This is a genomic window from Streptomyces sp. NPDC050315, from assembly GCF_040655775.1.
Classification (GTDB): domain Bacteria; phylum Actinomycetota; class Actinomycetes; order Streptomycetales; family Streptomycetaceae; genus Streptomyces.
The window spans coordinates 14,273-39,297 of sequence record NZ_JBFAKN010000001.1 but is presented as its reverse complement, the minus strand read 5'-3'; the positions used below and the strand labels follow the sequence as shown (position 1 = coordinate 39,297).

Annotated in this window: 24 protein-coding genes and 1 pseudogene; 13 read left to right on the top strand and 12 right to left on the bottom strand. The window is 70.6% G+C overall.

Annotated features, from left to right (window positions below):
* The first annotated feature begins 50 nt into the window (after window positions 1–50).
* Window positions 51–458: a DUF5997 family protein gene (locus AB0I82_RS00200; RefSeq protein ID WP_223731412.1), complete on the top strand. Its 408-nt coding sequence runs from the start codon at window positions 51–53 to the stop codon at window positions 456–458.
* A 136-nt stretch (window positions 459–594) separates the two neighbouring features.
* Here the strand turns inward: AB0I82_RS00200 and AB0I82_RS00195 are convergent, their stop codons facing one another.
* Window positions 595–1,797, bottom strand: a complete 1,203-nt coding sequence (locus AB0I82_RS00195; protein WP_363254737.1) for an MFS transporter — start codon at window positions 1,795–1,797, stop codon at window positions 595–597.
* A gap of 72 nt (window positions 1,798–1,869) precedes the next feature.
* Between AB0I82_RS00195 and AB0I82_RS00190 the strand changes: the two genes are divergently transcribed.
* From AB0I82_RS00190 to AB0I82_RS00170, 5 genes are all read left to right on the top strand, one after another.
* Window positions 1,870–2,637 (top strand): DeoR/GlpR family DNA-binding transcription regulator, encoded by a 768-nt coding sequence (locus AB0I82_RS00190; RefSeq protein WP_363254736.1) that lies wholly within the window; start codon window positions 1,870–1,872, stop codon window positions 2,635–2,637.
* Between the two features lie 649 nt (window positions 2,638–3,286).
* Complete coding sequence (locus tag AB0I82_RS00185) at window positions 3,287–4,516, top strand: FAD-dependent oxidoreductase (protein ID WP_363254735.1); 1,230 nt, start codon at window positions 3,287–3,289, stop codon at window positions 4,514–4,516.
* 22 nt (window positions 4,517–4,538) lie between these two features.
* Entirely contained in the window at window positions 4,539–5,489 is a 951-nt protein-coding gene (locus tag AB0I82_RS00180; protein WP_363254734.1) for an RNA polymerase sigma-70 factor, read from the top strand.
* A 76-nt stretch (window positions 5,490–5,565) separates the two neighbouring features.
* Entirely contained in the window at window positions 5,566–5,961 is a 396-nt protein-coding gene (locus AB0I82_RS00175) for a hypothetical protein (protein ID WP_363256020.1), read from the top strand.
* A 94-nt stretch (window positions 5,962–6,055) separates the two neighbouring features.
* Window positions 6,056–6,502 carry a DUF6223 family protein gene (locus tag AB0I82_RS00170; RefSeq protein ID WP_363254733.1) on the top strand — a complete coding sequence of 149 codons (447 nt, stop codon included), beginning with the start codon at window positions 6,056–6,058 and terminating at the stop codon, window positions 6,500–6,502.
* Between the two features lie 80 nt (window positions 6,503–6,582).
* Here AB0I82_RS00170 and AB0I82_RS00165 read toward each other — a convergent pair whose 3' ends face one another.
* The 4 genes from AB0I82_RS00165 to AB0I82_RS00150 all read right to left on the bottom strand — a co-directional run bounded on the left by AB0I82_RS00165 (window position 6,583) and on the right by AB0I82_RS00150 (window position 11,492).
* Window positions 6,583–7,626: an alcohol dehydrogenase catalytic domain-containing protein gene (locus AB0I82_RS00165; protein WP_363254731.1), complete on the bottom strand. Its 1,044-nt coding sequence runs from the start codon at window positions 7,624–7,626 to the stop codon at window positions 6,583–6,585.
* 71 nt (window positions 7,627–7,697) lie between these two features.
* The gene (locus AB0I82_RS00160; protein ID WP_363254730.1) at window positions 7,698–9,002 is read right to left on the bottom strand and encodes a four-carbon acid sugar kinase family protein; all 1,305 of its coding nucleotides are present in this window, start codon (window positions 9,000–9,002) and stop codon (window positions 7,698–7,700) included.
* 1 nt (window position 9,003) lies between these two features.
* Window positions 9,004–10,269, bottom strand: coding sequence for a RuBisCO large subunit C-terminal-like domain-containing protein (locus AB0I82_RS00155; RefSeq protein WP_363254729.1), 1,266 nt, complete (start codon window positions 10,267–10,269; stop codon window positions 9,004–9,006).
* 65 nt (window positions 10,270–10,334) lie between these two features.
* A complete protein-coding gene (locus AB0I82_RS00150; protein WP_363254728.1) occupies window positions 10,335–11,492 on the bottom strand; it encodes a 2-keto-3-deoxygluconate permease in 1,158 nt (385 codons plus the stop codon).
* 295 nt (window positions 11,493–11,787) lie between these two features.
* Between AB0I82_RS00150 and AB0I82_RS00145 the strand changes: the two genes are divergently transcribed.
* From AB0I82_RS00145 to AB0I82_RS00135, 3 genes are all read left to right on the top strand, one after another.
* On the top strand, window positions 11,788–12,543 hold the full coding sequence (locus AB0I82_RS00145) for a DeoR/GlpR family DNA-binding transcription regulator (protein WP_363254727.1): 756 nt from the start codon (window positions 11,788–11,790) through the stop codon (window positions 12,541–12,543).
* 624 nt (window positions 12,544–13,167) lie between these two features.
* The gene (locus AB0I82_RS00140) at window positions 13,168–13,812 is read left to right on the top strand and encodes a LysE family translocator (RefSeq protein WP_363254726.1); all 645 of its coding nucleotides are present in this window, start codon (window positions 13,168–13,170) and stop codon (window positions 13,810–13,812) included.
* A gap of 119 nt (window positions 13,813–13,931) precedes the next feature.
* A complete protein-coding gene (locus tag AB0I82_RS00135; RefSeq protein ID WP_363254725.1) occupies window positions 13,932–14,279 on the top strand; it encodes a hypothetical protein in 348 nt (115 codons plus the stop codon).
* 166 nt (window positions 14,280–14,445) lie between these two features.
* Here the strand turns inward: AB0I82_RS00135 and AB0I82_RS00130 are convergent, their stop codons facing one another.
* Both AB0I82_RS00130 and AB0I82_RS00125 read right to left on the bottom strand, forming a co-directional pair.
* Window positions 14,446–14,712 carry a hypothetical protein gene (locus AB0I82_RS00130; RefSeq protein ID WP_363254724.1) on the bottom strand — a complete coding sequence of 89 codons (267 nt, stop codon included), beginning with the start codon at window positions 14,710–14,712 and terminating at the stop codon, window positions 14,446–14,448.
* Between the two features lie 43 nt (window positions 14,713–14,755).
* Window positions 14,756–15,379, bottom strand: coding sequence for a TetR/AcrR family transcriptional regulator (locus AB0I82_RS00125; protein WP_363254723.1), 624 nt, complete (start codon window positions 15,377–15,379; stop codon window positions 14,756–14,758).
* A 418-nt stretch (window positions 15,380–15,797) separates the two neighbouring features.
* Between AB0I82_RS00125 and AB0I82_RS00120 the strand changes: the two genes are divergently transcribed.
* Together AB0I82_RS00120 and AB0I82_RS00115 are read left to right on the top strand one after the other, a co-directional pair.
* Window positions 15,798–16,814 carry an NAD(P)/FAD-dependent oxidoreductase gene (locus AB0I82_RS00120; RefSeq protein ID WP_363256019.1) on the top strand — a complete coding sequence of 339 codons (1,017 nt, stop codon included), beginning with the start codon at window positions 15,798–15,800 and terminating at the stop codon, window positions 16,812–16,814.
* A gap of 94 nt (window positions 16,815–16,908) precedes the next feature.
* On the top strand, window positions 16,909–18,540 hold the full coding sequence (locus AB0I82_RS00115) for an MFS transporter (protein ID WP_363254722.1): 1,632 nt from the start codon (window positions 16,909–16,911) through the stop codon (window positions 18,538–18,540).
* Between the two features lie 509 nt (window positions 18,541–19,049).
* Here the strand turns inward: AB0I82_RS00115 and AB0I82_RS00110 are convergent.
* Both AB0I82_RS00110 and AB0I82_RS00105 read right to left on the bottom strand, forming a co-directional pair.
* The gene (locus AB0I82_RS00110; protein WP_363254721.1) at window positions 19,050–19,367 is read right to left on the bottom strand and encodes a hypothetical protein; all 318 of its coding nucleotides are present in this window, start codon (window positions 19,365–19,367) and stop codon (window positions 19,050–19,052) included.
* Between the two features lie 438 nt (window positions 19,368–19,805).
* Window positions 19,806–21,128: a hypothetical protein gene (locus AB0I82_RS00105; protein ID WP_363254720.1), complete on the bottom strand. Its 1,323-nt coding sequence runs from the start codon at window positions 21,126–21,128 to the stop codon at window positions 19,806–19,808.
* Between the two features lie 115 nt (window positions 21,129–21,243).
* Here AB0I82_RS00105 and AB0I82_RS00100 point away from each other — a divergent pair, with 115 nt between their 5' ends.
* Together AB0I82_RS00100 and AB0I82_RS00095 are read left to right on the top strand one after the other, a co-directional pair.
* Complete coding sequence (locus AB0I82_RS00100; RefSeq protein WP_363254719.1) at window positions 21,244–22,521, top strand: molybdopterin-dependent oxidoreductase; 1,278 nt, start codon at window positions 21,244–21,246, stop codon at window positions 22,519–22,521.
* Window positions 22,521–22,982 (top strand): hypothetical protein, encoded by a 462-nt coding sequence (locus tag AB0I82_RS00095; RefSeq protein ID WP_363254718.1) that lies wholly within the window; start codon window positions 22,521–22,523, stop codon window positions 22,980–22,982. The genes AB0I82_RS00100 and AB0I82_RS00095 overlap by 1 nt, the downstream gene beginning before the upstream one ends.
* Here AB0I82_RS00095 and AB0I82_RS00090 read toward each other — a convergent pair.
* From AB0I82_RS00090 to AB0I82_RS00080, 3 genes and pseudogenes are all read right to left on the bottom strand, one after another.
* Window positions 22,868–23,622, bottom strand: a pseudogene (locus tag AB0I82_RS00090) (class I SAM-dependent methyltransferase); the annotation flags it as partial. The gene AB0I82_RS00095 and the pseudogene AB0I82_RS00090 overlap by 115 nt on opposite strands.
* Window positions 23,619–24,236 carry a DUF2064 domain-containing protein gene (locus AB0I82_RS00085; RefSeq protein ID WP_363254717.1) on the bottom strand — a complete coding sequence of 206 codons (618 nt, stop codon included), beginning with the start codon at window positions 24,234–24,236 and terminating at the stop codon, window positions 23,619–23,621. The gene AB0I82_RS00085 and the pseudogene AB0I82_RS00090, both read right to left, overlap by 4 nt.
* Window positions 24,233–24,952 carry a glycosyltransferase family 2 protein gene (locus AB0I82_RS00080; protein WP_363254716.1) on the bottom strand — a complete coding sequence of 240 codons (720 nt, stop codon included), beginning with the start codon at window positions 24,950–24,952 and terminating at the stop codon, window positions 24,233–24,235. The genes AB0I82_RS00085 and AB0I82_RS00080 overlap by 4 nt, the downstream gene beginning before the upstream one ends.
* Window positions 24,953–25,025 lie beyond the last annotated feature (73 nt).

The window sequence follows — 25,025 nt, the reverse complement described above, 5'->3', positions numbered from 1 at the left end:
CACACGATGGCGTGGTCAAAGGCAGTGCACACGATCGATACCCTTGACACATGACGTCGCACCAGACCACCCAGACGATGAAGCCTGCCACCGCGGCAAAGAAGCTGGGTGTGTACCTCCCCGCCACCCCCGCCGAGTTCCAGGAGGGTGTTGTTTCGCGCGCCGAGCTGAACGCGTTGCAGGCCGATCCGCCCGCGTGGCTCCAGGACCTGCGGCGCAACGGCCCGCACCCCCGGCCCGTGGTCGCGGCGAAGCTGGGCATCTCCATCTCGGGTCTCGCGCGAGGCGGGATCACCGAGGCGCTGACCACGGAGCAGATCGACGCGCTGAAGCAGGAGCTTCCGGAGTGGCTGCAGAAGGAGCGCGCCACGCAGGCGGAGGTGCGCAAGGAAGCGGCCCGGATCAAGGAGAAGAACGCGGAGCGGGCGGCCGCTGAGCCGAAGCCGGAGTCCCGCTGACCGGGGACGTGTGAGTCGCCCCACCGGTCGGTGATCGGCGGGACGGCTCACGCTCAGGCGGGGGCTTCGGCCATACGGCCTGGTCACACGGCCTGGTCACACGGCCTGGTCACACGGCCTGGTCACACGGCTCTGGTCATACGGTTTCGGCCTCGGCCGCTGCTCGTGGTGTGACCGGCCTGGGACTACGCAGTACGGCTGCGGTGCAGGCGGCGATGGCGCACAGGGCCACGGGCAGGAAAAACGTGAGGTTGAGCGGCGCGAGGTGGGTCAGCGGTCCGATGACCGCGGGGCCGGCGAGCATACCGAGGTAGCCGAGGCCGGCGACGCGCGAGACGTTGACGCCGGCCGCTTCCTGGTCGGCGTGGCCCGCGGCGCTGAACAGCTGGGGGATGCAGCCGGAGAGGCCGGCGCCGAAGACGGCCCAGCCCGCCAGGGCGAGCGGGATCCAGGGGGAGAGCGCCGCGACCGTCATGCCGAGCGCGGCCAGCGCGGCTCCGTAACGCAGTACGGCCACCGCGCCGAACCGGCCCGCCACGCGGTCGGCGAGCAGTCGGCCGATGGTCATGGTGGTGGAGAAGGCGCCGTAGGCGAGCGCGGCGGTGGCAGGCGGGGCGTCCAGTACGTCCCTGAGATGCAGCACGCTCCAGTCGTTGGCCACCCCTTCGCAGAGCATGAGCATCAGGGCGAGTGCGGCCAGGAGCCAGATACGCCGGGGGGTACGGCTGCGGGGCGCTGCCCCCGTACGGCTGGAGGTCTTCTTCGTATCAGGGGTGGTACGTGCGGATCGCAAAAGTCCGCGCGCGGCCGGTGCGGCGACGGCGAGCCCGAGGAGTGCCACCGCGCCGAGGGTCGCCGCGGGGCTCCAGCCCCAGCTGAGCGTACGGGCCCCGACCAGCGCCGCAAGGACCCCGCCGATGGAGAAGGTGGCGTGGAAGGCGGACATGACGGGACGTCCGTAACCGCGCTCGACCTGGACGGCGTGGGCGTTCATGCTCACATCCAGGCAGCCGTTGCCGAATCCGAGCAGCAACAGGGCCGCGCCGAGCGCCCAGACATTCGTGGCGAGGCCCGGCAGGACGACGGCCGCGCTGCACAGCGCCGCGCTGAGCGGGACGATCGTGCGGGCGCCGATGCGGTCGGTGAGCGGGCCGGCGATCTGCATGCCGGCGAAGGCGCCGAGTCCGAGCAGGAGCAGGAGCCAGCCCAGTACGGCGTGGCTGATGCCGGCGCGGTGTTCGACGGCGGGGATGTGGACCACCCACATGCCCAGGACGAAGCCGTTGAGCGCGAAGTAGGCAAACGTGGCCACGCGGCCGTGTCGCAGAGATCTCTCCATCCCGCGAACATAGCGAACAGATCCGGTGTTTGTAAGATTGATTTACGCACACGATTCCTGTTCTATCGAGTCGTGGCAACAACAGCGAGTACAGACCGCCTGAGGCGGATCACTGACGCGGTACGCGAGGCCGGGAACATCGGCGTCGCGGAGCTGGCCGCCCTGACCGGCGCGTCGGAGATGACGGTGCGCCGCGACCTGGAGGTACTGGCGGGCCAGGGAGTACTGGAGCGTTACCGGGGTGGAGCGCGCAGTCTCCTGCTGCGTGGCGAGGAGCCCCCGTTCGCGCTGCGGGCGCAGGAGGGCACCACCGCCAAGCGGCGCATCGCCACCGAGGTCGCCGGCCTCCTCGCCGACGGGGAGTCCGTCCTCCTGGACAGTGGTACGACGTGCCTTGAGGTGGCCCGTGCGCTGGCGGGCCGCCGGCTGACGGTGATGCCCCTGTCCCTGCACGCGGTGAATGCCCTGACCGGGGCGCCGCAACTGACCCTGCTGGTCCCCGGCGGCCGCCCCAGGGCGGGGGAGTTGGCGTTGACCGGACCCTTGACTGAGGCGTCGGTTGCGGCGTTGCGTTTCGATACGGCGGTGCTGGGCTGTTGCGGGCTGAATGCGGCGCACGGCTTGACCGCGTACGACTTGGACGACGCGGCGGTCAAGCGCGCGGCGATCGCCTCCTCGCGCCGCATCATCGCGGTGGCGGAGGGGGCAAAGCTGGCCCGTACGGCGCTGGCGGTGGTTGCTCCGGCTGCTTCGGTGCATGTTGTCGTCACGGACGAGGGTGCGGCGGAGGAGGAGACCGATGCGTTGAGTGCGACCGGGGTGAGCGTGCGGAGGGTGTGAGCGGACCGGGCACGCGTTGGGTGCGAGAACTGGGGGCGGGGGCGGGGTGTGGTCCCGAGCGTGTCTCCGTTGGTGTCCGCGGCCTCGGGGAAGGACTTGTTCTTGTACTGCCAGCCGGCGCTGACGCCGGCGGTGGAGTAGATGACGCCTTGTCGCTCCGGGATGCCCCAGAGGTAGAACTCCCACTGAATGGCGACCGGCAGGTTGTTGCCGGCCTTGTCGCGGACGGCGAACCATTCGCCGACGTCACCGGCCGGACTGATCGGAGCGTGCCGCCGGGACCTGCCGGAGGGAACGGAAACCGCCTGTCCGGGACAGCCCGTCAGCTGTCCCTGCTGGTCACAGCGGTGCCCGGACCGTGTCCCGGACACGGCCGACGCCTGCCGACCGGACTTCGGCCGGCGGGGAGGTGCCTGAGGACTTCGCGTGCCGAGCCCACCCCCATGGAGTGATCTGCCTCACACGATGTCACAACGGTCCGCCGCGCGGTGTCTTGAGACCGAACCCCTTGAGACAGAGGAGGCAGCATGACCGAGAAGGCCGAGGCGGTCGCGGTCGGCAGCGGTTACGCGGACGTGAGTTCCCGTCGGCACTCAGGGCGCCGTTCCGCTCAACTCACCGGGAACAAGCGAGCCGATGGGAGCAACTCATGAAGCACCGCATCGTCGTCCTGGGTGCCGGCTATGCCGGGGCCTACGCGGCCGGGACCCTGGCCCGCCGGCTGTCCCCGGCGGACACCGAGATCACCGTGGTCAACGCCGAGCCGGACTTCGTCCAGCGGTTGCGGCTGCACCAGCTCGCGGCCGGTCAGGAGATCGAGGCTCCACGGCTCGCCGACGTCTTCGCGGGCACGGGGATACGGCTGCGCCTGGCCCGTGTCACCGCCGTCGACCCCGAACGCCGGGTCGTCGCCGTGGCCGACGCCGACGGCGACGGCGAGCTCGGCTACGACACACTTCTCTACGCGCTCGGCAGTCACGTCGCCGACCACGGCGTCCCCGGCGTGGCCGAGTACGCCTTCGACGTCACCGGCCGGGCCTCGGCGCTGCGCCTGCGCGAGCGCCTGGACAGTCTGAGTCGGCGGGGTGACGGCGGGAGTGTGCTGGTCGTCGGCGACGGGTTGACCGGTATCGAGACCGCCACCGAGATCGCCGAATCCCGGCCCGGCCTGCCGGTGACGCTGGTCGCCCGCGGCGAGCTGGGCGCCCCGCTGTCCGCCGGAGCCCGCGGCCACCTGCGCCGGGCCTGCGACCGGCTGGGCATCACCGTCCTGGAGCACACCACCGTCGAAGCCGTCGAAGCGACGCGGGTGTTGTGTACCGACGGCACCGCCCTGGCGTCGGAGGCGACTGTGTGGACGGCCGGGTTCGCGGTCAGCCCCATCGCCGCCGCCGGCGGGCTGAAGGTCACCGAGAACGGTCGGATCGTCGTCGACCGCACCATGCGGTCGGTCTCGCATCCCAGCGTGTATGCGGTTGGCGACAGTGCCTACGCCGTTGGTGACAACGGTCGGCCGTTGCCGATGTCGTGTGCTTCGGCCGGTTGCACTGGCATGCAGGCCGTGACCGCGATCGTGGCCCGCCTGACGGGCCGTAAGGTCCCGGAGTCCAAGCTGGATTACCACGGCAATCACATCAGCCTCGGGCGGCGGGACGGGATCCTGCAGCTGGTCGACCGCGAAGCGCAGGCGAGGCGGGGGTATGTGGGCGGCCGGAAGGCGGCGCGGATCAAGGCGGGCGTCCTCAAGGTGTCGCTGTGGACCGCCTCGCATCCGACTTTCGGGCTGCCCAGGCGCAGGTACCGCCTGGCTGCCGCGCCGGATTTGTCCGCCGGGAAGACGGTGCGGCCCGTGGAAAACGGAGCAGCCACTCATGGCTGAGAACAGGGAGAGGGACCGAGAGATGACCGACCGCACCACCGACACCGATCACACCACTGACACTGACCGCACCACTGACACTGACGGCGCCGCTGACCTGGCGACCGAGGTGTTTGTCGCTCACCGTAAGGTGCTGTTCACGGTCGCGTACGAGATGCTGGGATCGGCGGCCGACGCCGAGGATGTCCTTCAGGAGACCTGGCTGCGTTGGGTCAAGGTGGACTTGGGGCTGGTGAGCGACCGGCGGGCGTACCTGGTGCGGATTGCGACCCGGCAGGCGCTGAACCGGCTGCGTACCGTGAAGCGCCGCCGTGAGGCGTATGTCGGCCAGTGGCTGCCCGAACCGCTGATCACCGCGCCGGACGTGGCCGAGGACGTCGAACTCGCCGAGAGCATGTCGATGGCGATGATGCTCGTCCTGGAAAGCCTTTCCCCCACCGAGCGGGCGGTGTTCGTGCTGCGTGAGGTTTTCGAGGTCGGTTACGAGGAGATCGCCGAGGCCGTCGGTAAGAGTTCTGGTGCTGTGCGTCAGATTGCGTGTCGTGCCCGTCGGTATGTCGGTGCTCGCCGCCCGCGTAGGTCGGCTTCGCTGGGTGAGACGCGGGCGGCCCTGGAGTCCTTTCAGCGCGCCCTCCAGACCGGGAACCCGCAGGACCTCCTCGACGTACTTGCTCCCGATGTTGTGCTGCTCAGTGATGGTGGTGGCGTCAAGAGGGCCGCGCTGCATCCGGTCATCGGCGCCGAGAAGATCGTCCGCTTCTACCTCGGCGGTTCCGCCAAGGTGCAGGCCACCATCGCCTGGGAGCCCACCGTGGTCAACGGCAGCCCCGCACTCGCCGTATACGTGGGCGGCGAGCTCGACGGCGTCATGGCCGTCCGCGTCGAGGCCGCCCGCATCACCGGCCTCTACTTCGTCCGCAACCCCGAGAAACTGACCCACGTCACCTCCGAGACCCCGCTCACCCTGCGCTGACGCCAACGGCTCGGAACTAACTGTCTGTCTCCGCCCACCACAAGAGAGACAAGAGGGACACACCGTGACCAGACAGATGACGGCCGCCGCGCCGCGTGGCCTCACCTTCCTCAAGGCCGCGTTAGCCCTGCAGACTCTGGCCCTCTTCTTCCAGGCGGTCACCGCGGGCATGCTGCTGACTTCGTCGCATGGCTATGTGATGCATGACGTCGGGTCGAAGGTGATGTACGGATCCGCCATGTTGTACGTGCTCGCCGCGATCCTGGCCTGGCGCCGGGGCGGCGGCTCCGCTCGCCCCGTCCTGTACGCCACTGGCTTCCTCCTTCTCGCCTCGGCGCAGGTCGCGTTGGGTATCGCGCGCGTGCCCTCGTTGCATGTTCCCTTGGGCGTGGTGATGTTCGCCCTCAGCATCCTGGCCCTGGTCCAGACACTGTCCCCGCGCTGGCTGCTGCGCCCCGCTGCTAGGTCGTAGCCGCCGCTCGCAATCCGCAGCCATGCCATGCCCGTTGGGGCCCGCGATCTAGCAAATGACGAGTTCCGACCCTATGAGAAAGGCAGGACAACTCATGTCCGTTCGCTCCGTGCTCACTGTTGCTGCTGCCGTTGCTGTTGTCGTTGCCGTCCTGGTCGGTGGTTTCGTGTTCGCTGAACCGGCCGCTCCGGATGTCTTGGCCCAGCCGGTCGCCGCGAGCGTGTACACCGTGAGCGTCGGCCGGGTCGGGGCCTCCCTGTCGGCATTGGTCGGCTTCCTCGGCGCGGTGGGCGGTGGCCTGGCCCTGGCCCGCCCCGCCAGGCAGGGACGCACTGTCTCCTGGGCCCGGCGGAACGGAGCTGTCACGGCTCTGGCGGCGGGTCTGATTGCCGTGGCCGTCGGCGGGACGGTCGCGGCCACCGCCGATGGCGGTCTGGGGACCGGCAACGGGCTCGGCGGCGCCTACGTCGCCATGTTCCTGGGCTTGATCGCCGTCACCCTCGGTGGGCTGGCCCGCTCCCGTTCCCGCCGAACCCGCTGATCCCACACGATTGCGCTGCCCAGTCAGGGCCACTTCCGTAGAGCTCGTTGTGGCAGGCCAGGCAGCGCCTGTGTGCGAAGTCAGTCGAGGTTCGGCACCAGCAGGACCTTGCAGGCGTCGCCGGTGAGGAGGTCGACGGCCTGGTTGGTCTGGTGCAGTGGCAGTCGGTGGGTGATGAGCCAGTCGAGGTCGAGGCGGCCGGAGTCGAGCAGGAGCAGGGTCTGTTCCCAGGTGTCCCACAGGCGGCGGCCGAAGATGCCGCGCAGTGTGATGCCGCGTTTGTTGATGTGGGTGGCGATGTCGATTTCCACGGGTCGGCCCGGGTGTCCGACGGTGATGATCGTGCCTTCCCTGCGCAGGGCGCCGAGGAGGGGCGGCAGGGCGGCGGCTGCTCCGGAGCATTCGAAGGCGACGTCGGCGCCGCCGCGGTGGCCGCTGAGTTGGTGGCTGCGTTCGATGGCTGCTTCGCCGGGTTCCATGGCGATGACGCCGAGTTGTTCGGCTGCGGCGCGGCGGTACGGGTTGGGTTCGATCACGATGACGTAGGCGGCGCCCATGAGGGAGGCGAGCCGGGCGAGGACCATGCCCACGGGGCCTGCGCCGCTGATCAGGACGCCTTGGCCGGCGACGGAGTATCCGGCGCGTTGTATGGCGTGTACGGCGACGCCCGCGGATTCCAGCAGGGCGCCGGTTTCCAGCGATACGGCGTCCGGGAGCGGTACGCAGATGTTCTGCGGTACGGCGACTCGCTCGGCGAAGACCCCGTCGAAGTGCATGCCAAGGATCTGGGTGCGCTCGCAGGTGTGCGCGTGTCCGGTGCGGCAGGCGAAGCACTGCCCGCAGGGCAGGTGGCTCTCCAGCGCGACCCGGTCGCCGACCCGCAGGTTCTCCACCCCGGGGCCGACCTCGACGACCGTCCCCGCTCCTTCGTGGCCAAGGACGACCGGGAGGTCCAGGTGGAACGCCTGAGCCGCCGGTGACCATTCGTAGCATTCACGGTCGGTGCCGCACAGGGAGGCCGCGGCGATGTCGATGACGACGGTGCCGTCCCCCGCCTTCGGTTCGGGTGCGTCGGTGACGTACTGGACGCCGCGGCCTGCGGCTGCCTTGATGATGGCCCTCATGAGCGTCGTGCTCCTTCGTGTCGGGGAGGGTGTGCCGGGGATGCCGGTGCCGGTGGTGACGACCGGGTTGGTCAGGCCGCGGGGGCCGGCTGGGCGAAGCGCCGGAGGACATCGGTGGGGCCGGCCTGGCCGCCTTTGAGCAGCAGTCGGCAGCCGGCCACTGCTGCGTCGCTGTCGGGGTGGCAGATCGGTGCCGCGGTGACGAATTGGGAGGACACGCGCAGCTCGCGCACTCCCATGGCCAGTAGCGCGTGGCTGGAGGTGTCGCCGCCGAGTACCGCGATGTCGTGGGTGAGGCCCTTGGCGGCTGTGCCGGCGGCCAGGGTGCCGAGGAGCGTCCCGATGTAGGCGGCGTCCAGGGGCCCGGCTTGGGTGTAGCGGGGGTCCTGGGTGCCGCGGGTGGTGTGCACGATGACGTGCCGGCCGGCGGCGAGCCAGGCCGCCGCCCGCTGCTCCAACTCCTCCGCCAGGGAGGGATCTTCGCCGGTGAGCAGTTGGGTGGGTACGGCGATCTCGGCCCAGCCGTGTGCGGTGGCGTCGGCGATCTGTGCGGCGGTGGTGCTGGAGGCCGAGGCGCTGAGGGCCAGGACGGGCCCGGAGGCGGGCTGCACGGTCTCGGCCTGCGGGGAGTGTCCGGTGGCGGTACGGGCCAGGGCCGCCATGATGCCTCCGGAACCCACCACGAGGGCAGGCCCCTGCCGGGAGGACTGCGCCCGCAGCGCACGGGCGACGGCGTCCAGGTGGGCGTCGTCGACCGCGTCCACAACGAAGGCGGCGCCCTTGCCGCGGCGGTGGGCTTCCCACTGCTCGCGGAAGGAACCATCGGCGTGTGCCGGCAGATGAATGGCTCCGGGCACCTCATCACTGTGCCACTGCGTGGCGAGCACGTGCCGCAGGTCGGCCTCGTCCATCGGCGTCGAGGGATGCTGTGCCATCACCGGATGGCGATCCAGGCGGTGCACATGGCTCGAGTGGGCGGCGAAGTGGTGGCTGAAGGCGGTGTACCGGCCGAAGCCCGGTTGCGCCGGCGCGACGGGGATGGGTCCGTGGCCGGGGAAGTGCGTGTGGAGCAGTTCGATGCCTCTGCCGATGCTGCCGCGGGCGGGTGAACTGTCGAAGGTGGAGCAGACTTTGTACAGCACTACCTCGGCATCGGCCGTCGCGATCCGGGCCAGCTGGGCGCGGACCAGTGTGTCGAAGGCGGCTGCGCCGAGTGAGCGGGAGGGTCCGGCGATGCCCACGACGTCGCAGTCGGTGGGAAGAGGCGCTCTGCCGTCTCCGACGACGAGCACGGCGTTCAGGCCGTATTGGTGTGCCTGGGCGAGGACATCGCTGGCTCCGGTGAGGTCGTCGGCGACAAAACTGACGTACGTCATGTCAGGCCAGGCCCCCGAAGGTGCGCCCGGCGTGCAGCAGCGCCGGATCTCCGGCCTGTGCGGCGGTGTGGGCGGCTGCTTCCAGCGGCACGCCGTCGACGGCCGCGGCCCAGGCGGCTCGCAGGCTGCGCACGCCGGCGGCCGGGCCGTCGGGATGGGCGGCCACTGCGCCGCCGGCGAGCATCAGCAGATCCGTGGTGCCGACCGCGGCGTAGGTCGGCCCCGGAGTGGTGACGTTCTGCCCCGACGACAGCGTCGGCACCGGACTCGGAAAGTCCCCCAGCGGCTCCAGCAGGCTGCGCACGTTGGCGGCAACCTCCGTATCGCTCTCGTAGAACTTGCTGCCGAGCCCGCTGACGTGCAGGTGGTCGGCGCCTGCCAGGCGGGCGAGCTGCTGCCAGACCCGGTAGGACATCCCCAGTCCCGGCGCGCGCATCGACCCGGCCAGCCCGGCGCGGTGTCCGTGGATGGGCACTGCGGAGAATTCCCGCAGCCAGGCCAGCGCGGGCAGCCCCATGATCGGCACGTTGAGCATCACACACCGGCCGCCGGCCTGGACCACGAGGTCGTGGCGTTGCTGCAGTCCGGCGAGGTCTCCGGTGATGTTGAAGGCGTACATCACGGGGTGGCCGGTGTGCTGTTCGGCCTCGCGGATCTCTTCGGTGGCGATGGCCACCCGGCGCTCCAGCGGCAGATAGGCGGGGTCGGTCATCAGCTCGTCGTCCTTGATCAGGTCGATCGAGGACCTGGCCAGCTCGCGGACGACCAGGCGGAATTCGTCCTCGGCCAGGCCCACGTTGGGCTTGATAATCGTGCCGATCATGACGCCGTCGGCATTGCCCAGCAGCGTGCGGGTGCCCGGTATGCCGAACGCCGGGCCGTGGTGTGCCGCCAGGAACTCCTTTGGCAGTTCGATGTCCTGCAGACGGCAGGCGAACAGCTCGCCGAGTTCGAAGAGGTTGCCCGCGACGGTGGTCTGCAGTGTGGCCAGGTCGGTCCCGATGTTCTCCATCGGGAACTCCACCACTGCCAACGCGGCCCGTACGTCCTTGGCAGGGGTGCGCGAGGGCAGCGATGGGCTGCGAAGGCCCAGCTCCTGGACGCTGATCACCTGTGCGGCATGGCGTTCGCGGAGGCGGGGGGACTCGCCGGGCACCGCCACGAACGTGCCGCTGGACTGCTCGCCGGCCATGGCCGCGGCGGCCTGCTCCGGGTCGATCTCCGATTCCAGGTAGTACGTGCAACGCACGACTCGCGGGTCACGCATGTGCTTCTCCGAGGTGAGTAGGTCTTGCTGTGCGGTTACTTGCTGCCGCTTACGGCCACTTGCTGTTACTCGCGGTCGTGCTGCCCGGTGGGGGCAGAGCCTGCCCGGGAGACACCGTGGCCAGCGATCGGCGAACCGGGACCGTCGTGGACAGTGGTCGGCGAACCGGGTCCGTCGTCGACAGTGAGTGGTGAACCGGGGCCGTCGTGGGCAGTGAGTGGTGATCCGGGTCCGTCGGGTATCGGCTCCTCGGCCCCTTGCGCTGCCAGGGGCCGGCGCAGGATGCGGCGTGCCCACAGGGCGGTGATCAGGGGACACAGGATGGAGGTGACCACGACGGAGGAGGCGATGAGTACGGTGGCGGACTGGGCGGCCGGTGCGTAGATGGGGTTGGCGGCCGCCACGATGGAGGGGACGACGGCGGCGTTGCCGGCGGTGGTGGCCGCGGCCAGGCCCGCGATGCCGTCGCCGCCGCTGAGCTTGTCGGCCAGCAGCAGCGCCGCGCCGCCCGCCAGCACCACGAACAGGCCCAGTGCGACCCCCAGCAGCCCGGCCTTCCAGACGGCGGTCAGGTTGAGGGTGAGTCCCAGCGACAGTCCGAGGAAAGGTACGAGCGCGGGTACCGCAGGCGCCAGGAACCGGCGTATCTCGGGGTCGAGATTGCCCAGCAGCATCCCCAGTGCCAGCGGGAGGATGGCGCCCACCAGGGTTTGCCAGGGGAAGGCGGACAGTCCGGCGACGCCGAGGGTGACCATGGTCAGGAACGGGCCGGACTCCAGGCTCATGACGCTGTAGGCACCCACGTCGCGCTTGCGGCCGAACTGCGCCATCAGCGACATGTACAGACCGCCGTTGGTGTCGTTGAGCGCCGCCACGACGGCCAGGGTGGACAGCCCCGCGAACGCGCCCCCGCTGACCGGGGCCTCGCCCAGGAGGTGACCCATCACAACGCCGATGAGCAACGCGAACACGACCTTGGTACCCAGCAGCACGCCGCCCTTCTTCGCGATGTACGGCGTTGCCTTGACGTCCAGGGTCGCCCCCAGGCACACGTAGAAGACGGCCAGGATCGCCGGCAGTCCCGTGAACAACGCCCCGGTGAAGGAGCCGAAGAACTCTCCGGTGCCGGGCGCTGTCGTGTGGACCAGGGCTCCGACCAGCATCGGGACAAGCATCAGCCCGCCGGGCACCTTCTCGATACGGGCTTTGATGGGCACAGCCACGGGAACCTCCGAACGGTTATGTTCGAATGAACATTGAATGGGTGGGACCGTAGCCTCGGGGAGAGTGCAGGTCAATAGATCCTGCACCTCGATGACGCTCGTCCTTAGGTACGTCCCTCTCTTGATGTGCGGCCGCGATGGGCTGAACTGACGGATGCACTGACGGATGCACTGACGGCGTCACCGAGAGGTGTACTGTTCACATGAACATCGATACTGCGGTGCGGTGGGGAGCCGTGATCACTCGGCCGCCCCGCCCGGGGGAGTGGAGGGGGAGCCGGATAGCGTGAGGAACGTGGCTCAGGACGAGGTGGAAACGGTACGCAGCTCCCGGCAGAGGGACATCCTCAAGGCGCTGCAAGAGGCGGGCCAGGTGGACGTCAAAGCGCTCGCGGAGCGTTTTGGGGTGACCGGCATGACCATCCGCCGTGACCTTGCCGAACTCGACCAGGCGGGACTCTTGCACCGCGTCCACGGCGGCGCCGTGCCCCGCCGGGCTCCCGCGTACGGCTCGCGGTCATCGACGATGATGCCCGAGAAGGCGAGGATCGCCACCGCCGTTGCCGACCTGGTCGGACCGGGGGCCGCGGTCGGCATCGACACCGGGACGACCTGCACGGCGGTTGCCGCGGCGCTCGCGCACCGCAGCGACCTGACAGTGATCACCAACTCGCTGCATGCGGCGTTCGAGCTGAGGGACACCGGAAGCCGGGTCCTGGTCCTGGGCGGGCTGATGACGCCGGAGCTGAGCCTGGTCGCCTCCACCGCCGCCCAGGAACGGCCGCAGGTCCACCTCGATGTGCTGGTCCTGGGCTGCGGCGGGCTCTCCGCCGAGCGGGGCATCACCTACTTCGACCCTGCCGAAGTCGAGGTGCGGCGCACCCTCGCCGCCCTCGCCGACCGCGTCGTCCTCGCCGCCGACCACACCAAGTTCAACCGCAAGAAGGCGATGGCACTGGGCCCCCTGTCCGCCGCGGACATCCTGGTCACCGACCAAACACCGCCCGCCGAACTGGCCACCGCCTTCTCACAGACCATCGTCGCCCCCTGAACAGCCGCTGCACCGCCGTCGCTCCCTGAACAGCCGCTGCACCGCCCGGCCTTGTCGCCTCTCGCACGGTCTACCGCGGCCCGGCCCAGTGGCTGCCGCCGGCCGATGCCCGCTGCACCTACGCCGCCGACTGGGCGCCCACCAAGCGGCGAGGGGAGCCGGCCGCGCACCGGGAGGAGGTGAAGACACCGCAAGACATGGCAGCCGGCCGCGGACAACAGCGCACCGAGTACGAGCACGCCCAGGGCTGAGAAGCCATCACCCAGACGGTGGTGCAACGCTGCGCCGCGGAGCCAAGGCAACGCGGATCGCCGGACCGGATCCGGGCGCAGCAGAGGGCTGGACGGCGGAGCCGAAGTAGGACCGTTCTCCAGACACCTTGAGATGTCTCGACGCAGGTGCGGCTGGGGCAGCCTGCCAACCCCTGCCCGCTTCAACTGCCGCCTCAGCACTTGATGTCGTCGACGCACCAGGAACGGGGTCGGGGGCGGGCGAAGACAGCAAGCAGCAAGGCCGTACTCTGCAGACGGCAAGACAGGCGCTGCTGATGCGGCGTAGCTGTCCGTTGCACGTGGACGGCCCAGCTCGTATCAACTGCCCGACGAACGACCAGGAGGCTGACCGGTGATCACGCTGGCCGCGGCGGGGGGAGTGGCCCTGATCGAACTGGGCATGGCCCTGACCCCGGGACCGAACATGATCCACCTCGCCTCCCGCGCGATCACCCAAGGCCGCAGGGCGGGTCTGGTCAGCCTCGGCGGGACTGCGGTGGGATTCCTGTGCTATCTGCTGGCCGCGGCCGCGGGCCTGTCCGCACTGTTCGCGGCCGTACCGGTGGCATTTACGGTGGTCAAGCTTGCCGGGGCCGCTTACCTGGCCTACCTCGCCTGGGGCATGCTCAAGCCCGGCGGCCGCTCGCCCTTCACCCCGGCTAAGGACTTGCCTCCGGTCTCCGACGCCCGGCTGTTCTCGATGGGGCTGCTGACCAACCTGCTCAACCCCAAGATCGCCCTGATGTATGCCGCCCTGCTGCCCCAGTTCCTGGACCCGCAGGCAGGTCCGGCCTGGGGGCAACTGCTGCAGCTCGGTGGTGTGCAGATCATCGTGGGGATCTGTGTGAACGCTCTGATCATGCTGGCCGCGGCACGGGTGTCGGGGTTCCTGGCCGCCCGGCCCCGCGTCATGACCGCCCAACGGTTCACGGCAGGCGGCCTGCTCGGCATCTTCGCGCTGCGCACCGCCCTGTCCCGCACCCCTGTCTCCACCTGAACCAGGCCCGCGTCACGGTGACGCCAGACCAGGACCAGTCACTCGCTCCCCGGAGCCGTCTTGCCGGTGGCCGCGTGTCTCATGAGGCACAACAAAGTCCGGAGAAGGACGGTTTCCGCGTGTTGCTCGTCCATGACCAGGAGCGGACGCTGCTGCGCTCTGGGCACGGCACCGACCTCACGGCCGCCTTCCCCGAGTTGGTCGCCGCGGCTGCCGAGCTGCCGAACGACGTCGTCCTGGACGGCGAGGTCATCATCTGGGCCGACGGCCGCCTCGCCTTCGAGTACCGCACCCGCCGCCTGAGCCGTCGCCCGGCCGCCGCCGCGCGCCTGGCCGAGCAGCATCCGGCGCACTTCGTCTTCTCTGTCAAGTCCTACATGTTGAAGGACTACGGATCGCCTCGGCTCTTTGAACTACGCAAGCAGTCCGGCCACAGTCGGTATGGAACCGTCCTTGGGGCACCGTGAGCACGGAGGCCCGCCTGACGCGTGGGCCGGAACCCGGTGATGGCTTCGGCGGCTGAGTTCTCGACTTGGCACAGTGCCAGGTAGATCGCGCAGAGCCCATCTCGTAGGTGGGTTCCGGTACGTATTCGAACCCTGCGGTATGCCCCGCGCGCCGTCGTTCTTCAGCTCAACTCGACAGGTGTTGAACGGCGTTGGTCGTCATACCACGGAAGGTGACGTAGCGGACCAGAGCTGGCTGCAGGACCGCGAGCAGCAGGCATGCGAGTGCCATCGCACTCCAGAGCCCGGCGGGCCCGGCATGCTCGAGCAGTTGCGTCCACAGGAGAGGGGCTGCGATCCCTGCGATACCCCAACTGGTGCCGTACACAGCCAGGTAGCGGCCCTTTGCGCTCGCGGGGGCCGGCCTGGCGACCACCGCGTACACGCGGCCCACGAGGAGAAGGTATTCCTGTGCAACGAGGCCGGCCGTGCCCTTCTCAGTGGTGGTGCGGGCGAGGCAGCAAGGCGAACGCGCTCTCCGCGATCGAGGTCAGCCGGGCGGGACTGTGGCCGACCGCGCCTACGACATCGATTCCGCGGATGACGGTCAGCAGAAGGTACGCAAGGTCGTCGGGATCCGCGTCGGGGTCGATGTCGCCGTTGCGCTGCGCCGCTCGCACACACTCGGCCACTGCCGTGGCGACCACGGAGAAGCAGTCGTTGGCCAGGCGTTCCACCTCGGCGTCGGAGGCGCCGATCTCCAGGGCCATCTTGGCGGCGAAGCAGGCCGCCGCCGCCCGGTCAGGGGCGGGGGGGACGTCTGCGGCGAGTGGCACTCCGTGGACGGCGCGGAGCAAGTACTGGTGCAGTCGTTCCAGGGCGCTCTCGTCCGGTCCGGCGAGCGCCTTCGGCGCAAACTGCCCCAGCCGTGCGAAGTAGCTGGCCATCGCCTGCAGCAGCACGCCGTGCTTCCCGTCGAACGCGGCATAGAGGCTGCCGCGGCCCAGGCCGGTGGCGGCGCTTATGTCGTCGACGCTCGTGCCGTTGTAGCCCGAGGTGCGGAACTGTCGCTCGGCGGCATGGAGGACGTGGTCGCGGTCGAAGCTTCGTGGTCTCGCCATACACAAAAGGTAGGGCCGACCCGCCGTTCTTGACAACTCAGTACAGAACCGCCTAGGTTTCTGACTGTTCAGTACATAACTGTCCTGGGCTCACCGGACAGGCTGCGTGCACGCCTGGCGCGATCGAGGGCAACCCATGCCTTTGAACTCCTCCGCGCCGCCCGGCGTTGCGACGCCTTCCAGGCCGGCAGGGCACGGTCTGATCCTGGCGGTCCTGGCGGTCCTGGCGACGGCGAGTTTCATCGCCGAACTGGATCTGTACATCACCAACGTCCCAAGCAAACCGGGGCCGGACTCTCCACAACAGCCCAAGACGGTCGCCGACCACATCCTCGGCTTCTTGAACAGCTGCCCCCTCCAACCACCCAGAACTCGAAGGGTTGACCGAACCATGACTGACAAGGAAAGGCAGGAGGCCATGGCTGTGGCGACTCCTCCGTACGAGAGCGACGCACTGGCCGAGGGGACCGTCGACGCGGTGGTGATCGGCGGGGGCGCCGCGGGGCTGAACGGTGCGCTGATGCTCGCCCGCTCCCGCCGCTCGGTCGTCGTGATCGACAGCGGCTCCCCGCGCAACGCGCCCGCGGAGGCCATGCACGGCTTCATCGTCCTGGACGGCACCCCGCCATCCGAGATCCTTCGACGGGGCCGGGAGCAGGTGCGCCAGTACGGCGGACGCGTCGTGTCCGGCGAGGTGGTCTCGGCCGAGTCCGCCGCCCCGTCGGCGGACGGGGACCTGCGGTTCACCGTCACCCTGGCCGACGGCCGCGGCATCACCGCTCGCCGCATCCTGGTGGCCACCGGCCTCACGGATGTGCTGCCACAGGTGCCCGGGCTCGCCGAGCACTGGGGACACAGTGTGGTGCACTGCCCCTACTGCCACGGCTGGGAGGTGCGCGATGAGCCCATCGGCGTCCTCGCCACCGGCCCGGCCTCCATCGGCCACGCGTTTTTGTTCCGTCAGCTGACCGAGGACCTGACCTACTTCACCCACGGCACCGACCTGGACGAGGACAGCCGCGCCCGCTTCGCCGCCCGCGGCATCCGCGTCATCGACACCCCGGTCACCGAGGTCGTCAACGACGAGGACGGTGCCCTCGCCGGGGTGCGCCTGGCCGACGGCCAGGTCGTGGCCCGCCGCGTCGTCGCGGTCGCCGCGCCGATGCAGACCCGCACCCAGGGCCTGGAAGGTCTGGGCCTGCCGGTGCAGGACCTGCCGAAGGGCCGCGGTTTCGCCTCCGGCACGGCCGGCACCACCGAGGTGCCGGGTGTGTGGGTGGCCGGCAACGCCACCGATCTGGTCGCCCAGGTCGGGGCCTCCGCAGCGGCCGGCGCACTGGCCGGCGCCGACATCAACAGCACGCTGGCCACCGCGGACACCGACGCGGCCCTCCAGAGGATCGCCGAGGGAAGCCCAAAAGGGGCCACAGGATGATCTCGAAGCCCTGAGATCTCAGCCCGTCGCCCGCTCCCCTCACGAGCAATCAAGTGATTCCGCTCGTCCGCCCCGCCCCCCTCAGGAGCTACTGATGCCCTTCCTTGCGAACACCCCCGTGGAGAAAATAGCCGGGCCGTACGCGCGGCGCTGGTGGGTGCTCCTCGTGCTGTGCCTGAGCCTGCTGATCACGGTGATGGCGAATACGTCGCTGATCGTCGCCGCCCCCGACATGACCACCGACCTGGGCCTGACCAGCAGTGATCTGCAGTGGGTCGTCGACAGCTACACCGTTCCGTACGCGGCGCTGATGCTGGTGCTGGGCGCGATCGGCGACAAGTACAGCCGGCGCGGCGCGCTCGTGCTGGGTCTGCTGATCTTCGCCGGCGGTTCGGTGATGGGGAGCATGGTCGACGAGACCTCGCTGGTCATCGTGGCCCGCGCGATCATGGGTGTGGGTGCCGCGGTCGTGATGCCGGCCACGCTGTCCCTGGTGGTCGCGACCTTCCCCAGGAGCGAGCGGGGCAAGGCCATCACCGCTTGGGCCGCGACCTCCGGGGTGGCGGTAGCCGTCGGCCCGCTGGTGTCCGGCTGGCTGCTTGAGGACCACGCCTGGGGCTCGACCTTCCTGATCAACGTGCCGATCGCCGTCCTCGCCGTGTTCGGCGCGCTCGCCCTGGTACCGCCGTCCAAAGCGGAGGGCATGGGCCGGATCGACTACGTCGGTGGTCTGCTGTCGATCGTCACCGTCGGCTCCCTGATCTACGCCGCCATCGAGGGCCCGCACTCCGGCTGGGGCGTCGGCCCCGTCACCGCCGCCGTGGTCGCCGGTGTCGGTCTGGTCACCTTCGTCGCCTGGGAGCTGCGGCACCCGCACCCGATGCTGGACGTCCGAAAGTTCGCGCTGCGGCCCTTCAGCGGCTCGATGCTCGCGGTGATGTTCTTCTTCTTCGGCATGTTCGCCGTGATCTACTACGCGACGCAGTTCCTGCAGTTCGTCCTCGGCTACGGCGCCCTGGACACGGGTGTACGGCTGCTGCCGCTGGGCGGTGCGGTGTTCCTCGGGTCCGCGGTGACCGGGGTGCTCGCCCCGAAGCTGGGGGTGAGGGTCATGGCCGTGACCGGCATGGCCGTCGGCACGGCGGGCATGTTCCTGCTCACCCAGATCGACAAGGGGTCGACGTACGGGGACTTCCTGGCGCCGCTGATGATGCTGGGCCTCGCGCTCGGACTGAGCATCTCCCCGGCGACCGACACGATCATGGGCTCCTTCCCCGAGTCCGAGCTGGGCGTCGGCGGCGGTGTCAACGACACCGCGCTGGAGCTGGGCGGGGCGCTGGGCATCGCGGTGCTGGGCTCGCTGCTGGGCACGGCCTACCGGGACGAGCTGACCGACCTGGTGGGCAACCGCCTCCCGGCGAAGGCGATGGAGACCGCCAAGGACTCGGTCGGCGCCGGCCTGGCCGTCGCGGAGCGGGTCGCGCAGGATCCCTCCGCCGGGCCCCAGCAGGCCCAGGCCGCCGTGGACGCCGTCCACCAGGCCTTCGCCCACGGCGTCGCCCAGACCAGCCTCATCGGCGGGATCATCATGGCCGCCGGAACACTGATCGTCCTCGCGGTCCTGCCGGGCCGGCGCGGCTTCGCGAAGCAGAGCGCCGAGCCGGGGGCCGGGACGACGGCGAGCGAGGCGGCGACTGTGCGGGAGCACACCGGGGCCACCTGCTAGATCGCCGGCGGGGCATCCGCTGGATCGCCGGCGGGGCATCCGCTGGATCGCCGGCGGGGCATCCGCTGGATCGCCGGGGACGCGCCCGCCGGAGCGCCGGGCAGGAGCCCGTCGGCGCGAGACGCGCAGGGCGCGGGCGTGGTCCAGCGGTCCACGGTCTACGGCCACGCGGATCCTCTGCCGGAACACCTCGCCGTCCTTGGCCTCCGGGCCGCCCCGGGGCTCTCCTCCGGAGCGGCCCGGAGCCCGAGGGCCGTGAGGTGACAGCGGCGGTCGCTGCAGACGCCACCCTGCGCCGACAGGCGACCGCCGCTACGCCGCACTGCGCTATGCCGCACCTGCCGCTGCGCACCCACGCGGCGGCGTCGTGCCACCGTCCTGCGGCCCTGCTCGCGCCCTCGCCCTCTGAGTCTCGCGCCCCACGGCGCCACTCGCGCCGGCACCCCTTTGCCGCCGTCACCCTCAGCTGCCCAAGTCAGTACTTCGGTCGGCTGGTCTGTGCGGGTTGTTCAGGTCCCGGCATGAGATGGACGTGGGTTGGGGAGCGCGAGAACGTGGGCGCGCGGGGCGCTTGCCTCGCTGCGCAGGAGGTGGTTCTCCGTGGTGAGTTGGTCAAGGGCGTGGACGAGGTGTTCGACATCGGTGCGTAGCTGGGCGATCTCCTCGGCGTCGCGTGCCCGTAGTTCCTTGAGTCTGGTGATCTGCTGACGTAGTCGCCGCTCGCTGTCGGGCAGCTGGCCCCGGGCGCGTACCGCTTCGTAGAAGTGGTTTTTCAAATCCAGGTGGCGTTGGGTGAGTGCGTTGCGGGGGACGCCGGCCTCGCGCAAGGCGAACCGTTCCAGCGCCTCGTGCGTCGGTTGACCATGCCGGGCGCGGCCCGCTCGATGCCGCGTCGCTGTGTGGGCTGCGGCACGCGTGCGGGTTCGGGTTTGCGGGAGTGCGGATCATGGCGAGTGGCCCATGGATCCGAAAGTTCCTCTGGCTCGCCGCGCGCTGTGGAGCGGTCCTCGACGTCGATGTTGGCTCGGAGCTGGAGCTGGCGGTAAGCATCGTCCGCGTGTGCGGGCTCACGCGTCCGCGGGTTCTGTTGCCTTTGTCCGGGTTTGAGGTGTGCGGAGTCAGGCGGCTCTCCTGCAGGGGTCGCTTGGGTACCTGGCGTGAGGTCCCTGTGCCGCCTGCTCGATGTCCTTGACCGGTACCGGGAGGTGCTGGGTCCGGTCGGTGTCGGCAACTGGGCGGGGTGGTAGGGACCGCTCACCAGCCGCTTACCAGCCGGTGAGTAGTAGGTGGTTGAGGAGCAGGCTCAGGGTTGCCTGGGCGGTGAGCCAGATGCGGGGGTGGGGAAGGAGTGTTCCGGCGGCGAGCAGCCATATGGTGAAGGGCAGCCAGATTCGTTCTGTTTCTGCTTTGCTCATTCCGGACAGGTTGGCGGTGAGCAGTATGAGCAGGGCCGTGCACAGCAGTAGCCCCATGCGGCGGTCGGCGGGGGGCGACGCGTGCCGCTGGGTGAGGAGGGCGGCGGTGCGGCGGAGGCCGGCCACGGTGGCCGGGCCCACTACGAGCGCTGTGCAGGCGAGGTTGGCCCATACCCAGTAGCTGTAGGGGCGGAAGCCGCCGGCGCCCTGGTGGTAGCGCTCGATCAGCAGGTGGTATGCCTCCCACCAGTTGAAGCCCGCCGCGGTGAATGCTGCCGGGACGACGGTGAGTCCGGCGATCGCGTAGGGGAGGATCTGCAGCCGGCGGGAGCCGAGCAGCCAGGTGGTGGCGGCTATTGCGGCGAAGAGTGTGAGGCCGTAGGAGAGGTAGGCGGTGAGGCCGAGGAGGAGCCCGGCGGCGAAGCCGGTCGCTTGTGGGTGGCGGTCGGTCACCGCGAGAGCGAGGAAGGCCACTGCCCAGGCGGCGACCGCCGCGAAGTACCCGTCCGCCGACGTGCCCGCCCATACCGCTGCCGGGGCCAGGATGAGGAAGGGCGCGGCGTGCCGGGCGAGGGTCTCGCCCGCGAGTGCCCGTACGGTGATGAGGACTGCGATTGCTGTGGTCGCCCCGACGGTGATGACAAAAGTGCCCGCCCAGGCTCCGCCGCCCAGGCCGATCCGGTCCAGGAGGACGAAGGTGAGGGTGGCACCCGGGGGGTGTCCGGCGACGTGCGGGGGCCAGTGGGCGGGGGAGTCGAGCAGGATGTGGCGGGTGAAGTCCCGCACGGTGCCGGGGATGTCGTGGAAGCGGTCGATGGCCTGGAGGTACTCGTACTTGGTCGTCAGTCGGCGGGTGATCCCGCGGTGCGGGCCGTCGACGAGGGCCAGGGAGAAGGTCCAGGCCGTGGCGGTGGCCCAGGAGGCCCACAGCAGTGGGCGCCAGGGCAGCCGGGTGGCCAGCGTGGGGCCATGCGCCACGACGGCGAGGGCGAGGGTGATCGCGGCGGGGGTGCCGGGGCCGGTGTGGGGCAGCCAGGTGGCGTACAGGGGCGGCCAGCCGACGTGCAGGACGTCCTTGGCACGCTTGATGGCGGTGCCGGCCAGCGCGGCCGCCACCACGAGCAGGACGGCGGCCCCGACGGTGTAGAGGTCACGGCGAAGATCACGGTTCACGCTCGGCCACGTTAGGCCGGACGGTGGCCGGCGGACCGTCGACAGGCGCGGACGTCAGCCTTTTGTCATGAGTCGCACGCTCTCTCACAGGGTGTTGTGGATCTAACGTCGGGGCATGGCACGGTCTCCTTCTTCCCTTGCGTTGTGGCGCAGTCCGCTGCGCGGTCCCTGGTTCACGTCCGTGCTCGGGGTGGTGCTGCTCGCCGGGATCACGGTGCTGTTCGTGACGGGGCTGCTGTCGTACGCGGCGTACAACCCGGGGCTGTCGCCGGTCAACGACAAGACCCCCGACAAGGGCGTCCTCGGTTTCTACCTCTTCGCCTGGCCGACCGACCCGCCCTGGCTGTACCGCCTGAGCCAGGGCGTCCACGTCACGCTCGGCATCACCCTTATCCCCGTCCTGCTGGCCAAGCTGTGGTCGGTGGTGCCGAGATTGTTCCAGTTGCCGCCGGCCCGGTCGCTCGCCCACGCGCTGGAGCGTCTTTCGCTGCTCCTGCTGGTCGGCGGTGCCCTCTTGGAGTTCGTCACCGGTGTGCTCAACGTCCAGCTCGACTACGTCTTTCCCGGCTCCTTCTACCCGCTGCACTTCTACGGCGCCTGGGTGTTCTTCGCCGCGTTCGTCGCGCACGTGGTGCTGAGGGCGCCGGCGGCCGTACGCAACCTGCGTCGGCTGCGGGAGGAGGGCGGCCAGGACGCGGTTCCCGCGCCGGTTTTGCCACCGGTGTCCGCCGCCGAGCCGTCGCTGGTGTCCCCGGCCCCGGCCGAGCCCACCGTTTCCCGGCGCGGGGCGCTGGGGCTGGTCGGGGGCGGCTCGCTGCTGCTGTTGGCCACCACGGCGGGGCAGAACGTGGACGGGCCGCTGCGGGCCACGGCCGTCCTCGCCCCGCACGGCGGTGCCGAGCCGGGCAGCGGCCCCGGCGGCTTCCAGATCAACAAGACGGCCACGTCCCGGGGGATCGGCGCGGCGGAGACGGACGAGGAGGCGTGGCGGCTGACCGTGGCCGGGCCAGGCGGAATTGTCCGGCTCGGCCGGGGGGAGCTGCTCCGGCTGCCCCTGCACAGCGCCGCGTTGCCCATCGCGTGTGTGGAGGGGTGGTCGACCTCCGACCAGTGGTGGCGTGGCGTACGGTTGCGTGATCTTGCGGCTCTTGTCGGGTACGAGGCGGGGGCCGCGCCCGATGTCCTGGTGGAGTCCCTCCAGCGGCGCGGCGCCTTCCGCAACTCTGCCCTGCGTGCCAATCAGGTGCGCGATGCCCGTTCCTTGCTCGCGCTCGATGTCAACGGCGAGCCGCTGACGCCCGACCACGGCTACCCGGCGCGGATCATCGTGCCCGCCGCGCCCGGTGTGCTCAACACCAAGTGGGTGGCCCGGATGACGTTCGGAGACCTGTGATGGGGAAGTTTCGCCTACCGCTGGGCAGCCCGTTCCATCTGCTGCTTTTGGCCTGCTCGTTGGCACTGGCCGGGTATGCGGGGGTGAGGCTGTTGGCGGATGACTGGTTCCGGGTCGCGCTGTGGTTCGTGGGTGCGGCGGTGGTGCACGATCTGGTCCTGCTGCCGTTGTACGCGAGCGCGGATCGTGCGGTCGCAGCGGCGTTTGGCGCGGCCGGCCACCGTGCGTGGGCCGTGTACGTGCGGGTGCCCGCTGCCCTGTCCGGGCTGCTCCTGCTGGTGTGGTTCCCGCTGATCAGCGGGAAGGTGGCGGACCACTACGAGGTGGCCACCGGCCTGTCGCTGGGCGGTTTCCTCGCCCGCTGGCTGCTGATGACGGCCCTGCTGTTCGGCGGCTCGGCGCTGCTGCTGGCCCTGCGGCTGCGCAGGGCGACGAAGGACCGGCCGCCCGCCGTCCACTGACCGGCGGCGCGCCGGCCCAGCGGGCGGGCGCACCGCAGCAGCGCCGGTGTCCCGAGCCGGGCCCAGGGGAACGGGGCGTCGCCGGCACCACAGCGCTCGGCGGCCCCACGAGGCGGACCTCGACGCGCTCGTTCACGTCTGCCGGGACCGTCTCGGCGAGCAACACCACCGCCCGGGCGGAGCAGTTCCTCGAGCCGGCGGAGCAGGGCATGTGGGTCGCCGCCGATGCCGAGGTTCCCGTCCAGGAGCAGGGCGGTGGTCCAGCGGCCCTCGCCGGGCAGCGGTGCGAAGACCGAGCGCCGCAGCGCCTGCCCGCCGAGCCCTGCGGTGTGGGCGACGGCGGCCTCGCTGACGTCGATGCCGAGGACGGTCGATGCTGAGGGCGGGGCGAGCCTGTGCGGCGAGTGCGGCGACCAGCCGCCCCGGCCCGCATCCCACGTCCAGCACGGCTCCCTCGCACCGCCCCAGGACCTCCTGGTCCACGGTGTCGGCGCGGGCGCACCACCGCTCCACCTGGCAGGGGCAGCAGCCAGCCGTCGCCGCGGCGCAGGAAGAGCGGCCCGCGGCCGGTGCGCAGGGCGTCGGCGTACGGGCCCGCGGACCAGGGGTGTTCCTGGGTCCACTGCCTTGCGGTGCTCATCGGCGGCCGGCCGCCGTCAGCCGGGCCAGTTCCGCGGCGAAGGCGCCGTACGGTGCCTGCGCGGCGACCGCCTTGGCGTCGGCGGCCGTATCCACGTCCCGCAGCAACGGCAGATCGCGCACCCGCAGGCCGGCGGTGACGAGCCGGCCGCGCTGTACGGCGCCGGTGGCGGGCGTTGACATGGGGATCCCGCGCAGGAGTGCGGGGTTGGGCTCGGCCAGCCCCAGGGCCCAGAAGCCGCCGTCCTCGGCCTGGCCGAAGTACGCGTCGCATCCGGCGAAGTCCACGGTCAGCAGGTCCGGCGTGACCTGCGGGGTGTCCATGCCGATGAGCAGGGCCGGGCCGTCGCAGCCGGCGAAGGCGGCGGCGAGCCGTTCGTCCAGTCCGCCCGCGCACTGCGGTACGACGTCGAAGCCGGGCGGCAGCCAGGGGCCGGGCTCTCCGGCCAGCACCAGGACGCGACGGCGTGCGGGCGTCGCGGCGACGGCGTGCAGGGTGTCGAATAGGGCCGCCTCGGCGAGCGCCGCCGCCTGAGCGGGGGTGAAGGGCGGGCTGAGCCGGGTCTTGACCCGGCCCGGGCGCGGCTCCTTGGCGATGACCAGGAGCGTGGTCATCGGCGGGATCCTTGTGCCGCGGCGGTGGCGGCGGGCGGTTCGTTCAGCACGCGGCTCATGTCCCGTACCGCCTGCCAGGTGCCCCGCCAGGTGCCGGTCACCTTGGAGGCGCCGGTGCGCGGCAGGTACGGCACGTCGTGCTCGGTGATCCGCCAGCCCGCGTCGGCGGCGCGCACGACCATCTGCAGGGGATAGCCGCTGCGCCGGTCGGTGAGAGCGAGGGTGAGGAGCGGCTCACGGCGGGCGGCGCGCAGCGGGCCGAGGTCGTGCAGGCGCACTTTGGTGCGGCGGCGCAGCATCCGGGCGAGCGCCAGGTTGCCGGCCCGGGCGTGTGCGGGCCAGGCGCCCCGGCCCTGCGGGCGGCGCCTGCCGAGCACCAGGTCGGCGTGCCCGTCGGCCACTTCGCGGACGAAGGGGAGAAGGAGCGAGGGGTTAAGGGAGGCGTCGCAGTCGCAGAAGCACACGATGTCGGCCGTGGCGGCAATCAGGCCCGCGTGGCAGGCGGCGCCGAAGCCCCGGCGCGGCTCGTGGACCACGGTCGCCCCCAGTGCGCGGGCGAGGTTGGCCGAGCCGTCGGTGGAGCCGTTGTCCACGACCAGGGCGCGCCAGCCGGGCGGGATACGGGCCAGCACCCAGGGCAGTGCCCCGGCCTCGTCGAGACAGGGCAGCACGACATCGACGTCAGGCGAGGGGGGAGAGGTCGTCACGGCTCTCACCCTACGAGCGCGAAAAGGGCATATCGGGCTCCGGCTCCTTACGAAACGCGGACGTCGGAGGCGGTACGCGCCG